14 protein-coding genes, 1 tRNA gene and 1 pseudogene are annotated in these 13,026 nt (G+C 56.2%); 11 read left to right on the top strand and 5 right to left on the bottom strand.

Annotated features, from left to right (window positions below; genetic code table 11):
* The first annotated feature begins 570 nt into the window (after positions 1-570).
* Both C4885_RS07055 and C4885_RS07050 read left to right on the top strand, forming a co-directional pair.
* The gene (locus C4885_RS07055) at positions 571-1,389 is read left to right on the top strand and encodes a Cof-type HAD-IIB family hydrolase (protein WP_113999660.1); all 819 of its coding nucleotides are present in this window, start codon (positions 571-573) and stop codon (positions 1,387-1,389) included.
* Complete coding sequence (locus C4885_RS07050; protein ID WP_113999659.1) at positions 1,386-2,357, top strand: 3'-5' exonuclease; 972 nt, start codon at positions 1,386-1,388, stop codon at positions 2,355-2,357. The genes C4885_RS07055 and C4885_RS07050 overlap by 4 nt, the downstream gene beginning before the upstream one ends.
* 163 nt (positions 2,358-2,520) lie before the next feature.
* Here the strand turns inward: C4885_RS07050 and C4885_RS07045 are convergent, their stop codons facing one another.
* The 4 genes from C4885_RS07045 to C4885_RS07030 all read right to left on the bottom strand — a co-directional run bounded on the left by C4885_RS07045 (position 2,521) and on the right by C4885_RS07030 (position 5,655).
* Complete coding sequence (locus tag C4885_RS07045; RefSeq protein ID WP_113999658.1) at positions 2,521-3,186, bottom strand: SdpI family protein; 666 nt, start codon at positions 3,184-3,186, stop codon at positions 2,521-2,523.
* Positions 3,173-3,460 (bottom strand): autorepressor SdpR family transcription factor, encoded by a 288-nt coding sequence (locus C4885_RS07040; RefSeq protein WP_113999657.1) that lies wholly within the window; start codon positions 3,458-3,460, stop codon positions 3,173-3,175. The genes C4885_RS07045 and C4885_RS07040 overlap by 14 nt, the downstream gene beginning before the upstream one ends.
* Positions 3,461-3,463: 3 nt before the next feature.
* Complete coding sequence (locus tag C4885_RS07035) at positions 3,464-4,303, bottom strand: YhfC family intramembrane metalloprotease (RefSeq protein ID WP_113999656.1); 840 nt, start codon at positions 4,301-4,303, stop codon at positions 3,464-3,466.
* A 158-nt stretch (positions 4,304-4,461) separates the two neighbouring features.
* Complete coding sequence (locus tag C4885_RS07030; RefSeq protein ID WP_113999655.1) at positions 4,462-5,655, bottom strand: trigger factor; 1,194 nt, start codon at positions 5,653-5,655, stop codon at positions 4,462-4,464.
* A gap of 233 nt (positions 5,656-5,888) precedes the next feature.
* Between C4885_RS07030 and C4885_RS07025 the strand changes: the two genes are divergently transcribed.
* The 8 genes from C4885_RS07025 (at position 5,889) to C4885_RS06990 (ending at position 12,174) form a co-directional block, all read left to right on the top strand.
* A complete protein-coding gene (locus C4885_RS07025; RefSeq protein WP_113999654.1) occupies positions 5,889-6,092 on the top strand; it encodes a DUF896 domain-containing protein in 204 nt (67 codons plus the stop codon).
* Positions 6,093-6,286: 194 nt separating this feature from the next.
* On the top strand, positions 6,287-7,579 hold the full coding sequence (locus C4885_RS07020; protein ID WP_113999653.1) for an adenylosuccinate synthase: 1,293 nt from the start codon (positions 6,287-6,289) through the stop codon (positions 7,577-7,579).
* A gap of 175 nt (positions 7,580-7,754) precedes the next feature.
* On the top strand, positions 7,755-8,945 hold the full coding sequence (locus tag C4885_RS07015) for a cation diffusion facilitator family transporter (protein WP_113999652.1): 1,191 nt from the start codon (positions 7,755-7,757) through the stop codon (positions 8,943-8,945).
* 55 nt (positions 8,946-9,000) lie between these two features.
* A complete protein-coding gene (locus C4885_RS07010) occupies positions 9,001-10,176 on the top strand; it encodes an NADP-dependent malic enzyme (protein WP_113999651.1) in 1,176 nt (391 codons plus the stop codon).
* A complete protein-coding gene (locus C4885_RS07005; protein WP_371681642.1) occupies positions 10,173-11,018 on the top strand; it encodes a fumarate hydratase in 846 nt (281 codons plus the stop codon). Before C4885_RS07010 ends, C4885_RS07005 begins: the two co-directional genes overlap by 4 nt.
* Before the next feature lie 216 nt (positions 11,019-11,234).
* On the top strand, positions 11,235-11,453 hold the full coding sequence (locus C4885_RS07000; RefSeq protein ID WP_147237794.1) for a hypothetical protein: 219 nt from the start codon (positions 11,235-11,237) through the stop codon (positions 11,451-11,453).
* Positions 11,454-11,460: 7 nt separating this feature from the next.
* Positions 11,461-12,018 (top strand): Fe-S-containing hydro-lyase, encoded by a 558-nt coding sequence (locus C4885_RS06995; protein ID WP_113999649.1) that lies wholly within the window; start codon positions 11,461-11,463, stop codon positions 12,016-12,018.
* Positions 12,019-12,093: 75 nt separating this feature from the next.
* Positions 12,094-12,174, top strand: a tRNA-Leu gene (locus C4885_RS06990).
* A 143-nt stretch (positions 12,175-12,317) separates the two neighbouring features.
* Here C4885_RS06990 and C4885_RS06985 read toward each other — a convergent pair.
* Positions 12,318-12,632 carry a NifB/NifX family molybdenum-iron cluster-binding protein gene (locus tag C4885_RS06985; RefSeq protein WP_242979504.1) on the bottom strand — a complete coding sequence of 105 codons (315 nt, stop codon included), beginning with the start codon at positions 12,630-12,632 and terminating at the stop codon, positions 12,318-12,320.
* Between the two features lie 61 nt (positions 12,633-12,693).
* Between C4885_RS06985 and C4885_RS17005 the strand changes: the two are divergent.
* Positions 12,694-12,822 (top strand): annotated as a pseudogene (locus tag C4885_RS17005) (5-methyltetrahydropteroyltriglutamate--homocysteine methyltransferase); the annotation flags it as partial.
* Positions 12,823-13,026: the final 204 nt, after the last annotated feature.

Genomic DNA, 13,026 nt, shown 5'->3' with positions numbered 1-13,026 from the left:
GCGAGGGGCTTTTGCCCCCGAAGCACGATGCGGGTACCGCAACCCGACATTATCGAGCATTTTGGCAACGCAGATGCCGTGCCGCAGCTGCCGGAGCGGTGCTTAAGCCGCAAGGCGGGAATTGTGCGGTGTTGCCTTAGATCCAAGGGCAGAGCCGGGCAAACAAAAAAGACCTATCCGCCCAGCACCTGCACACAGCATGCAGGTGAACCCTGTGCGGATAAGTCTCGTCATTTCAAGTAGTGCCAGAGCCTTTGCTGTTAGCTCATTGTGTTGGCAAAACTGCACGGCTGCTCTTGCCCAGTGCCGCGCCGACTACTCCCTTATTGCCTGAATAGTGTACCATGAGGAAAATTTGTTGTCAATACGTTAGTTATTACTAACCGCTAAAATCCCGGTCATTTTCCGGGTTTTGCCACAAAAATGGGTGTGCTGCACCGCAAAATCAGCCCTGCTGCGCTCCAAAGAGCAATGCAGGCGGAAATAACCGGAATCTTTACCGCCCCCTTGCGCAATGGCGGCTGATAGGGTAAAATAAAAAGACGAAAAAACAAAGAAACAGGGGATATTATGCAATACAAAGTTCTGGCACTGGATCTGGATGGCACACTGACCAACAATGCCAAAGTCATTACCCCACGCACCAAAGCTGCCCTGCAGGCAGCGGCGGACCGCGGCGTGCGCATTGTGCTGGCCAGCGGCCGCCCCACCGTGGGCATTGAGCCGCTTGCCAAAGAGCTGGAGCTGGACCGCCGCGGCGGCTGCATCCTGAGCTATAACGGCGGTAAGATCATTGACTGCAAAACCGGCGAAACGCTGGTGCAGCATGAGTTCCCGCCGGAGCTGATTGACCCGGTGTGCACCTTTGCCCGCTACTGGAACGTGATGCCGCTGACCTATGATGCCAAAGGCATTGTGACCGAGGATGCCGCCAACCCCTATGTTGGCGAGGAAGCCCGCATCAACAAAATCCCGGCCCGCCAGGTGGAAAACCTGCCCGCCGAGATCCAGTGGCCCATCAACAAGCTGCTGCTGGTTGGCGACCCTGTGGATATGCCCCATGTGGAAGAGCTGATGCAGCAAAAGTTTGCGGGCAAACTTTCCATCTACCGCTCGGCGCCGTTCTTTATTGAAACGATGCCCCTGGGGGTGGAAAAATCCGCCTCGCTGGCGCTGCTGCTGAAAAACATGGGCCTTGGCCCCGAAAACCTGATGGCCTGCGGCGATGGCTGGAACGACCTGCCCATGATCCGCTATGCGGGCATGGGCGTTGCCATGGGCAATGCTGTGCCGGAAGTAAAACAGGCAGCCAAATACGTCACCGCAGATAATGAGCATGACGGGGTAGGGCTGGCCGTTGAAAAATTCATCTTGGAGGACCCGCAGTGAACCTGATCGTTTTTGACTTGGAATGGAACATGGGCAATGCGCCCAAAACCTTTAATTATCATGGGGCGGAGCTGACCCTGCGGGGTGAGATCATCCAGATCGGTGCAGTGCGGGTGGACGAGAATGGCGATGTACTGGATACCGTTGAGATGACCCTGCGCCCCCGCATTTTCCGCAAGCTGCATTGGCGCATTGCGGAGGTGACTGGCCTGAGCCAGGGCGATCTGGAAGCCGGGGTGCCCATTGCCGAAGGCCTGCGGCGGTTCCAGGAATGGGCCGGCCCTGACGCCGAATTTGCCGAGTGGGGCTTGGACGATGTGCCGGTGCTGAAGCAGAACCTGTTCCTTTATAATATGGACGAAAGCTGGCCCAGCCGCTGGTATGACCTGCAGCAGATCTTTTTGAAAAATTTCCCCCGCGGGGAAGGCGAGGGCCTGACGCTGGAAAGCGTGGTGGACCGCCTTGGCATTGAGCATGACGGCGATTTCCACAATGCGCTGGACGATGCCCTGTACACCACAAAAATCTGCCGCCGCCTGCCGCTGGCCCAGGGCATTGCCGAATACCCGGACCCCGCCGCCCAGCTGACAGCTGCCCTGCTGAACAATACCGATACCGAAACGTACGATATCCAAACCTACTTTGACCGCCTGGACCACGATGCCTACAAAAATGACCCTGCGCTGTATCAGGTGGGCTGCCCGTTCTGCGGCAAGCCGCTGGTGCTGAACGATATCTGGCTCAAGCGCGGCAACACCGGTTATTATACCGAAGCCACCTGCCCGGACCACGGCCCGTGGTTCCTGCGCTTTAAACTGAACCGCCGCGACGGCCTGCATTGGAACTTTGCCCGCTGCATTGAGACCGTGCGCCCCGAAAGCTATGCCCGCTATAAAAAACTGGAAAAATCCCAGCGCGAGCGCATCCGCATGAAAACGGAACGCGCTGAAAAGAAAACCCAGGAATAAAAATAAAACGCTCCCCGCCCTGTGCATAAGAGAACTGCATGGAGAGGGGAGCATTTTGTAATGAATAAATAATAAAGAAGAATGGTGGTGGGCGCTGCGCGCCTTTTTTGGATATTAGGCGCGATGCAGGATAAAGAGTGCGCTCCGGGTGGGCGCTGTTTACTTACTTCATTTTGCCGATGTAGACGAGGTAGGAGTAGAGGTAGATCCAGGCGGAGCCGCCAAAGACAACGGCCAGCAGCAAGATCATGGTGGCGGCATCGCCCAAAATGGCGGCCAGCAGTGAAATTACAATCAAAGCAGCACCCATAATAACAAACACAATGCCGCCCATGCGCTGGGTGCGGTTCCAGTTGTGTTCGTTGTTCAGCGCCCAGGGAGTTTTGCAGCCGAACATATAGTTCTGCTTGATGCGCGGCATATAGTTGCCCAAAAAGATGAACAGCACCCCGCAGCCGCCGCAGACCAGAATACCGACCAGGCTGCTGCCCTCCGGAATCAAGCCGAACACGCTCAGCTCCGAAAACCAGCTCATAGCTGACATAAATATTGTAAGGGCAGTGAGGGAGGCGTTCCAGACGCCCTTGAACTTTTCATAATTCTGGTGCTTGGGGTCAATGCGGGGCAGCACTGCCATCAAAATCAGCATCAGGGCGGGCAGGGCTGCCATAATCAGCACAGTGGATTTTGGCCCCCAGCCGTTGGTCTGGCCATCCGCGCCCCATTGGGTGGGCACAACATCCGGCAGGGAGCCATAAAAGCAGAGGTGCGCCGCAAAGTTGATGGCGCAAAAAATCAGCAGCCCCCAAAACAGTTTATTTCGTTTCATCATCAGGTCCACCTTTCACAAAGCCAAAATCGAAAAACCACTTAACAGCTTCCTGGAACACGGTCAGGTTCAGGCAGTACACAATGTTCTGGCCGCGGCGCTCATCCGTTACCAGCCCGGCATTTTTCAAAATGTTCAGGTGGTGGCTTACGGATGGCTTTGCCATATCAAAGTGCGCAGCAATATCACCGGCACTCATTTCGCCTTCGCTCAACAGCTCCAGAATGCGCCGCCGGGTGGGGTCCCCCAAAGCCTTAAACGCATCGCCTACCATAGGTCAGCGTTCCTCCTTATCTGATAACGTCTGCTGTTCCGGTTCTTGCAATGCACAATACTGCTTTTTGGCGTAAGCCGCGCAGCCCAGGCAGAGCACCAGCAGCAGTGCTTCCACCAGCCAGGTACTGTGCAGCACGCCGCACTGGAATAAAGCGGCGGGAACATCGAACAGCGCATGCAGCGCCACCGCCAATCCCAGATACCCGGCCTTGCGCTGCCGGACGGCCCGGAATACAACCACCGAGAGGGAAATGTGCAGCGTCATGGCAATCGCGCGTTCAGCCAGCCCCAGCAGCAGGTTGGCGGCCCCAAAGCTGGCAACGGCGGCGATCTGTGCCTGTACCTGGTCCAGCTGCGCGCTGGTCAGCCCATTGGTTATGGTTTCAATGCTGCCGCTGTTGACAAGCTGCGCAATCGCAATATTATTGATGGCGGTGAGCCCCAGAACCAGGATTGCCTCGATCCCGCCGTGGCCGATGCCATAGGTTACGGCGTCCCGCCGGTTGGTATAGCGCTTGAGCAGAAAGCGAAACGCAAGATAGCGCCCGACTTCCTCAAACACGCCCGCCAGCAGACAGCCGATCAGGGTGTAAGCCCACGCATGGGTCAGCACATACTGCGAAACGCCGGTGCCGCCGCCAAAGAAAATGGCCTTGGGCACACCTTCCAGTACCTGGGCGAAAACAACAAAGGTCACCGCGCCGACAACAGCAGGAAACAGCTTTGCACCCCGGCAGAATTTGAACTTCCATACCAAAAAAACCAGAACCGGCAGCCCGATACCGGCTGCGGCGGCCAAGGCGCTCCACAAAATGGTCTGCAAAGAAATTATCGTGCTCATAACATATACCCTTTCAGAAAATCACAAGAATTATATATTTAGATAAACGTCTAAATATTATGGTCCTAATATACCACCCGCACACGGCTTTGTCAAGCGGGCGCGGGTGGTACGGTTAAAACTTAATGGTCAGGGGGTAGCCAAACAGCTTGGGCAGCTTAGGCAACGTTGTCGATCTGGTTCTGCATCACAATGTCATGCAGAATGTTGGTTTTCACGTAGTTTTCGCCGTAAGCGTTCACATAGCTGGTCATATCGGTGGAGCCAAAGTAGCGGGAGAACTCAGCGTTCAGAATGTCGGTATCGCATACAATGTTGTTCTTCTCCGCCAAAGCCTGCATGATCAGGATCTGCTTGATCATGCTCTGCTTGGAGCTTTCGCTGTTTTCCAGGTATTCATCCACACTGCTGTAACCGGCCTGGCTCAGCATGGTCTCCAGCGAAACGCCGCGCATCTGGGCGTACAGGTACGGCTGGTACAGCACGGTATTGGTGAAATACTGCTGCACATCTTCGGGCAGGGTATCGGTATTGACTTCGGCAGCATCGTACAGCTGGCCGTACAGCTCATTGGCTTCCTGATTGAACAGCAGGCTGTTGCTGACAAAAGTTTTCAGCTCAGCCACATTGTTCATGCCCATGGACTCGGCCAGGTTGCTGCTGACCCAATCATCAGTCAGGTCGGGGGTCACATCCTCGTTGATGTAGTTCAGCGTGGTGGCGAACACTGCGTCCTTGCCGGCCAGGTTGGTGGCCTGGTAGTCATCCGGGAAGGTGACATTCACATCAAAGGTTTCGCCGGGCATGTGGCCAACGATCTGATCCTCGAAGCCGTCAATAAAGGTGCCGCTGCCCAGGGTCAGATCATAATCGCTGCCGGTGCCGCCGTCAAAGGCAACGCCGTCAATGGAACCGGCAAAGTCAATGTTCACAGTGTCACCGTTTTCGGCGGCGCGGTTGGTGATCTCGTTGGTGGTCTTATAGTTGGAAAGAATGTTGTTGGAAATGTAATCGTCAATATCACTGTCGCTCACGGTGGTGGCATCGTCCGAAAGGGTAAAGCTCTCAGTATCCGGCAGCGTGACGTAATCCAGCGCGGTGATGCCTTTCAGGTAGCCGTTCTCGTCATAGGCATCACTGAAAGAAAAATCAGCCAGATAAGAATAATCATCGGCGGCGCTTTCTGCGGTAGCGTCGTCAGGAACAGTGCTTTCACTGGCAGCTTCGCTGGAAGCTGCGCTCTCGGCGGTTGCTTCGCTGGAGGATGCGCTGGAACTGCAGGCAGTCAGGCCAAAAACCATGCCGCATGCCAGCAGGCTGGCAGCAGCGCGGGTCAGGTTGGTGTTTTTCATGGGTTGTCTCCTGTCTTTTTTGAAAAATACATCGCGTACCGCAGCAGGGAAAAATACCCCCGTCAAAAGCGGATACTTTTCTATTATACAGCTTTTTTGCAAAAAGTACAGTCCTGCATTCACAAAAGGGAAGCGGGTGTGTTATAATACCCGTGGCAGAGCACCCAATGCTCTGCCATGGGCGGCAGACCTGTTGCCCGGATATCCTTATATAAGGAAAGGAACAGAACCCTATGGAAAAAGAAAAAATCGCGCGCATCAATGCGCTGGCTCATAAAGCAAAAACTTCTGGCCTGACGGAAGCCGAACTGGCGGAGCGTGACGCCCTGCGGCAGGAATACCTGGCCGATATCCGCGCATCCATGATTGACCAGCTGGAGCACACCACGGTGATTGAGCCGGACGGCACCCGCCGCAAGCTGCAGGTGCGCCACTGATCCCCTGTTCAAAGTGGCGGCCCGGCTGGCGCGGGGCTGTGTGGTTTGCACAAAATTGTGCCGGGGTATTGGAATTTGCAAGCGGGTTTGCTATAATATAGCTGGCGGCGAATCCCGGCTACAAGAAATCAGTCAGCCACCCGGCAGACTGAACGGAAAAGGCTGTACATTTTGCCAAAGCGAGGTTATTTTTCATGCTTACTGCAATTACCGGTATCAACTGGGGCGACGAGGGCAAGGGCCGTATGGTGGACCTGCTCTGCCGCGATTATGACATCGTTGCCCGTTACCAGGGCGGCGACAACGCCGGCCACACCGTCAAAAACGAGTGCGGCAAGTTCGTACTGAACCTGGTGCCCTCCGGCATCCTGCACCCCAACATTGTCTGTGTTATGGGCGGCGGTATGGTCATTGACCCGGAACATCTCGAAAAAGAGATCGCCGCCCTGCGCGAACAGGGTGTTAAGATTACCCCGGACAACCTGAAAATTTCTGACCGTGCTACCATCACCATGCCGTTCCATGTGGAACAGGATGGCCTGGAGGAGGCCCGCCTTGCCAAAACGGGCGCACAGTTTGGTTCCACCAAGCGCGGCATTGCTTACACCTATGGTGATAAGTACATGAAGAAAACCCTGCGCATGGGCGATTTGGTCCACATGGATGCCAGTGTGCGCAAGCGCCTGGAAACCCTGGTGGAATCCAAGAACCTGACCATGGTCAACATTTATAACCAGAAGCCTGTCAGCGTGGACGATATGTGGAACTGGTGCAAGCACTTCCAGGAAGTGTTCAGCGCTTACATCTGCGATGTCGGCCAGTACCTGGCAGATGCTGACGATGCCGGCAAGAAGATCATGTTTGAAGCCCAGCTGGGAGCCCTGCGTGATATCGACTACGGCATTTATCCCTACACCACTTCCTCCAACACCATCGGCGCTTATGCACCCATTGGCGCTGGCATCCCCGGCCGCAAGCTGAACAAGTCCATCGGTATCATGAAGGCTTATTCTTCCTGCGTGGGCGACGGCCCCTTTACCACCGAGCTGGCTATGACCGAGGAAGAAAAGCACCTGCTGCGTGAAGCCGGCCATGAATACGGCGCTGCCACCGGCCGCCCGCGCCGCGTTGGCCCGTTTGATGTGGTTGCTTCCCGTTACGGCGTTCAGTGCCAGGGCTGTGACGAGCTGGCCCTGACCCTGTTTGACGTTCTGGATTATATGGAAGAAGTTCCCGTTGTTGCCCAGTACAAGCTGGCTGACGGCACTGTGACCGACCGCTTCCCGACCGGCAAGACTTTGGACGATGCACAGCCGGTTGTCGTCAAGCTGCCGGGCTGGCACTGCGATATCACCTCCGTGCGCAAGTACGAGGACCTGCCGGAAGCTGCCCGCGGCTATGTGGAATATCTGGAAAAGGCCGTTGGCTGCAAGATCAAGTATATCTCCGTTGGCCCGGAGCGCGATGCCTGCATCATTCGTGACTGATCTGCATAAGATGGTCAGCAGGAACGCTGCTTGAACCTGAAATGATAAATGGCGGACCCCCATCGGTCCGCCATTTTTGTAAATTATCTGTCTGTGGGGTTTGTCGGATACAACGCCCCAGCAGGAAACTTCAATTCCGAATATCCATATCTGTAGGGGAAGGGAAGAGCAATTCTTGACAAAACTTCTGATCAGACTTTTTATCCGTGATCCGGCCAATATCCAGAACCGCACCGTGCGCACTGCTTATGGCAACCTGGCCTGTATGGTGGGGATTGTGTGCAATGTGCTGCTGTTTGCGGGCAAGTTTACGGTGGGCACCCTGTTTGGCAGTATGGCCATTGCGGCGGACGCATTGAACAACCTGTCCGATGCAAGCTCCAATGTGGTCAGCCTGGTGGGCTTCCGCCTGGGGTCAAAACCTGCCGATGATGAGCACCCTTACGGCCATGCACGGTACGAATACCTGGCGGGGCTGGCGGTTTCGGTCATGATACTGGTCATCGGCATTGAGCTGCTGAAAGAAAGCTTCCTCAAGGTGCTGCACCCCACGCCGGTTACCCTTAGTGCGCTGACCATAGCGGTGCTGGTGGTGTCCATCCTGGTCAAACTGTGGATGAGCAGCTTCAACCGCAGCGTTGGCAACCGCATCAAGTCCGAAACGCTCATGGCCACTGCGGCGGATGCCCGCAACGATGTGGTTACCACTGCCGCGGTTCTGGCCGCTACCATTCTGGCTCACCTGACTGGCATTGACCGCATTGATGGCCTGATGGGTGTTGGCGTGGCGCTGTTTATCCTGTGGAGCGGCGTCGGCCTGGTGCGGGATACCATCAGCCCGCTGCTGGGCGCGGCCCCTGACCCGGAACTGATCGATTACATTGAGAAAAAAGCCCTGAGTTACCCCGGTGTGCTGGGCATCCATGATTTGATGGTGCATGATTACGGGCCCGGCAGCAAGCTGGTCAGCTTCCATATTGAGCTTTCCGCTGACAGTGATGTGATGAAAAGCCATGACCTGATCGACTCTATCGAGCGGGATTTTCAGGTGCATGACCATCTGCTGGTCACGATCCACTTTGACCCCGTGGTGACGGATGACCCGCATATCAACGAACTGCGGAAATTCTTGAAAGAACAGCTGGCTGAAATTGCGCCGGAAGCGGATATCCACGACCTGCGCATTGTACCCGGCCCCACCCATACCAATGTGATTTTTGATTGTGCCGTTCCCGCAGACTGGCTGGCCGCCAAGGACCACCGCGCCAACAAAATCCCGGCTGCTTTGCGCAAAGCGGTATCGGACCGCTGGCCGGACCATTTCTGCGTGATCCAGCTGGAACCGATTTATGCAAAACTGAAATAAAAACAAAATCAATACAGGAATACGAAACAGGAATACGAACAAAGGAGCAACTACCATGGATTACAATGCCGCCGCACTTGAAATGCACGCAAAATACCCCGGCAAGCTGACGGTCAACAGCCTGTTTGAAGTCAAGGACCGTGACGCCTTGTCCACTGCCTACACCCCCGGCGTTGCGGAGCCCTGCCGCCAGATCAAGGCAAACCCGGACGATGTGTATAAATACACCTTCAAGGGCCGCACCGTGGCAGTTGTCACAAACGGTACTGCTGTGCTGGGCCTGGGCAACATCGGCCCCGAAGCTGGTCTGCCGGTCATGGAAGGCAAGTGCGTTCTGTTTAAGGAGTTCGGCGGTGTCGATGCGTTCCCCATCTGCCTGAATGCTTCCACCCGCGAGGAAGTTATTGCCGCTGTCAAGGCCATTGCTCCGACTTTTGGCGGCATCAACCTGGAGGATATCCGCAGCCCCGAATGCTTTGATATTGAAGCGGAGCTGGAGCGCGACCTGGATATCCCTGTATTCCATGACGACCAGCACGGCACCGCGATTATCGTACTGGCCGGCGTGCTCAACGCCCTCAAGGTTGTTGGCAAGCGGCTGGAAGATGTCAAGATCGTGCAGAACGGCCCCGGCGCTGCCGGTACGGCCATCATCAAGATGCTGCAGGTTGCCGGTGCCAAAAACATTGTTGCTGTGGATGAACACGGTATCCTGTACCCCGGCCGCCCGGCGGGCCTTGCCGACCATAAGGAATGGCTGGCAACCGTGACCAACCCCGAACACCTGACCGGCACCCTGGCCGATGCCGTGCGCGGTGCAGATGTCTTTATCGGCACCTCCGTTGCCGGTGCGCTGACCACCGAGATGGCCGCCACCATGGCACCGGATGCCATTGTGTTCGCCATGGCCAACCCCAACCCGGAGATCATGCCTGATGCCGCCAAGGCAGCCGGTGTGCGGGTCATCGGCACCGGCCGCAGCGATTTCCCCAACCAGGTCAACAATGTTCTGGCATTCCCCGGCATCTTCAAGGGCGCACTTTCCGTCCGCGCACGGGACATCAACCCCCAGATGAAGATGGCCGCCGCGAAGGCCATCGCCGGCCTGATCCCGGAGGACGAGCTGAACGAGGAAAACATTCTGCCCAAGGCCTTTGACCCGCGTGTGGCACCGGCTGTGGCTGACGCTGTGGCGCAAGCTGCACGGGAAAGCGGCGTGGCGCGGGTATGAGCATCCGGGAAGTAAACGCCGTCGCTATTACCGATGCGGTGGAAGAACTGTGCATCCGCGCCAACACCCAGCTGCCGCCGGATGTGAAGCAGGCGCTGGATAACGCCCATGCCGCCGAACCCTGGCCGCTGGCCCGCCAGACGCTGGAACTGCTGCAGCAGAACCTTTGCGTTGCTGCAGGAAAAGACCTGCCGATCTGCCAGGATACCGGCATGGCCTGCGTGTTCATCGAGCTTGGCCAGGATGTGCACATCAACGGCAATCTGGACGAAGCTGTGAACGAGGGCGTGCGCCGCGGGTATGAGAAAGCCTACCTGCGCAAGTCCATCACCGCGGACCCCTTGCAGCGCGTGAACACGGGGGATAACACCCCGGCGTTTTTAACGGTACATCTTGTGCCGGGGGATGTCTGCAAAATTACCGTAGCCCCCAAGGGCGCAGGCAGCGAGAATATGAGCCGCCTGACCATGCTCAAACCTGCCGATGGCGTGCAGGGCGTAAAAGACTTTGTGATGGAAACCGTCAAGCAGGCGGGGGCCAACCCCTGCCCGCCCATTGTGCTGGGCATAGGCATTGGCGGCAGCTTTGATAAATGCGCAGCTCTGGCCAAAAAGGCACTGCTGCGCCCGCTGGACCAGCCCAACGCGGACCCCTATTATGCCGCGCTGGAAAAAGAGCTGTTGGATGCCATCAATGCAACCGGCTTTGGCCCGCAGGGCTTTGGCGGTGCAACCACCTGCCTGGGCGTCTGCATTGAACAGCTGCCCACCCATGTGGCCTGCCTGCCGGTGGCAGTCAACGTAAGCTGCCACGTTACCCGCCGCGCCAGCGCTGAGGTGTAAGGACTTTTTACGGGCATTGTTGTCCCTTCTTTGAAAAGAAGGAAGCAGAAACTTTGAACGATATAGGAATAAACGGTGGAAAAGAACTGCGAAACAATGAAATATGGGCAACATCAACTGCGAAATGCGATGTGAGCTAAGCCACCAAAACAGGGGAAACAGCATCATAACATGCTGCCCCAAAGCAAGACACAAATTTTTAAGGAAGAGATCAAATTGGCAAACAAACCGCAAATTGATATCCCACTGGGGGAACCGGATCAGCATAAACCGGGCAGTAAAATCGATATCTCCTTGGATGACGACCAGCCGCCCAAGCTGCAGCCGGACCCGGCACCGGGGCAGATTTTGCAAACTGAAATGGAAATTGTAAACCGCCACCATGAGGAAGTCAGGGAGCAGCACCGCCGCGCGCGCGTGCAGCAGGAAGGGTAATTTTTATATGCAGGTACGTTTAACAACGCCGCTTACACGGCAGGAGCTTGCCCCGCTGCACGCGGGGGATACCGTGCTGCTGACCGGCACCGTATATACCGCCCGCGATGCCGCCCACGCCCGTATGAACGAAGCGCTGGACCGTGGGGAACCGCTGCCGTTCGATATCAAAGGCGCGGCCATCTATTATGTCGGCCCCACACCGGAGCGCCCCGGCTGTGCCATTGGTGCGGCGGGTCCCACGACATCCGGCCGCATGGATAAGTTTACCCCGCGCCTGCTGGACCTGGGCCTTGCCTGTATGATCGGCAAGGGCAAGCGGGATGAAGCCGTAAAGGCCGCCGTTGTGCGCAACGGTGCTGTGTACCTGGCAGCCATTGGCGGGGCAGGTGCTCTGATGGCTGGCAGCGTAAAAAGCTGCGAGATCATCGCCTGGCCGGACCTTGGGTGCGAGGCTGTCCGCCGCCTGGAAGTGGTGGATATGCCCCTTACCGTTCTGCTGGATGCCCATGGCGGCGACCTGTACCAGTCCGGCCCGCAGGCATACCTGCAAAGCCTGACCTGATACGAAGCCTAATATGACCCGCCTGCCTGCATTGACAAAAAGCGTGATACCTGCTAAAATACAAAGGTATTTTGAGCGGATATGGCGGAATTGGCAGACGCGCTGGTTTTAGGGTCCAGTGTCTACGACGTGCAGGTTCAAGTCCTGTTATCCGCACTGAATAATAAAAATCCGAACCTTTTCTCGACAGGGGAGAGGGTTCGGATTTTTGGTTTTCTTCAACAATCAAAAATGAAGATACAAATGAGTGCTGCATCTCGATTTTTCTCTCGTGACGCGGCACTTTTTAACTCTTTTGCTCAGTGGCAGCTCCCGGCACAGCCGCCTTTGTCCTCGTGGCAGGAATGGGAGCCGCAGGCGTGCTCCGCTTCGTGGGCATGATGATTGCAGTGGGCGTTGGGGTCAAAAACAAGCCGACCAGCCAGATAATCTGCGGCAGCGGCATCCGCACTGCCGGAAATACCGCCAAACAGCTGGATGCCAGCCTGCGCAAGGGCGGCCTGGGCACCGGCACCAATCCCGCCGCATAAAGCCACATTGACCTGATGCTGAACCAGGAAGCCTACCAGCGCACCATGGCCCTGCCCGTTGGTGGAAACAACCTCGCTGCTCAAAATTAGGCCGTTTTCTGCATAAGGACACCGTGATTACCCGCATCCACGAAGCAGAAAAGCGGACCGCCTCTGCCTGAGCCCGCAGTGTGGTTTTGCCTCCTGCGAGATCGGCAACAAGCTGACCGGGCTGCAACAGTGGAACAAGCTCAAGCTGGTTAAAGAGATTGCGAAAACTGTCTGGGGCAAATAAAATCAAGTAAAACAACATGACAATACGCCGGTGGCTGCCCAAAAAACGGAGCCGCCGGCCTTTGCTATTTGCTGCATGTGAGGATACTTCACAAAAGCTGACGCAATCCGGCGTGAACACAGCAAAAATGCCAGACATTTGTTGCCTGCCGCGGGAAACAAATAGCAGATGCACCCAAGGAATCTGTGACAAAAAAGTGTAAAT

This window comes from Subdoligranulum sp. APC924/74, assembly GCF_003324125.1.
In the GTDB taxonomy this organism is placed as follows: Bacteria; Bacillota; Clostridia; order Oscillospirales; family Ruminococcaceae; genus Gemmiger; species Gemmiger qucibialis.
Note: the sequence above shows the minus strand (reverse complement) of the source record. Positions and strands in the feature narration are given on the sequence as shown.

Coding starts and splice junctions, on each gene's coding strand:
- C4885_RS07055 (WP_113999660.1), top strand. CDS start 571: ATGCAATACAAAGTTCTGGCACTGGATCTGGATGGCACACTGACCAAC.
- C4885_RS07045 (WP_113999658.1), bottom strand. CDS start 3,186: ATGAAACGAAATAAACTGTTTTGGGGGCTGCTGATTTTTTGCGCCATC.
- C4885_RS07040 (WP_113999657.1), bottom strand. CDS start 3,460: ATGGTAGGCGATGCGTTTAAGGCTTTGGGGGACCCCACCCGGCGGCGC.
- C4885_RS07035 (WP_113999656.1), bottom strand. CDS start 4,303: ATGAGCACGATAATTTCTTTGCAGACCATTTTGTGGAGCGCCTTGGCC.
- C4885_RS07030 (WP_113999655.1), bottom strand. CDS start 5,655: ATGAAAAACACCAACCTGACCCGCGCTGCTGCCAGCCTGCTGGCATGC.
- C4885_RS07025 (WP_113999654.1), top strand. CDS start 5,889: ATGGAAAAAGAAAAAATCGCGCGCATCAATGCGCTGGCTCATAAAGCA.
- C4885_RS07020 (WP_113999653.1), top strand. CDS start 6,287: ATGCTTACTGCAATTACCGGTATCAACTGGGGCGACGAGGGCAAGGGC.
- C4885_RS07010 (WP_113999651.1), top strand. CDS start 9,001: ATGGATTACAATGCCGCCGCACTTGAAATGCACGCAAAATACCCCGGC.
- C4885_RS07005 (WP_371681642.1), top strand. CDS start 10,173: ATGAGCATCCGGGAAGTAAACGCCGTCGCTATTACCGATGCGGTGGAA.
- C4885_RS06995 (WP_113999649.1), top strand. CDS start 11,461: ATGCAGGTACGTTTAACAACGCCGCTTACACGGCAGGAGCTTGCCCCG.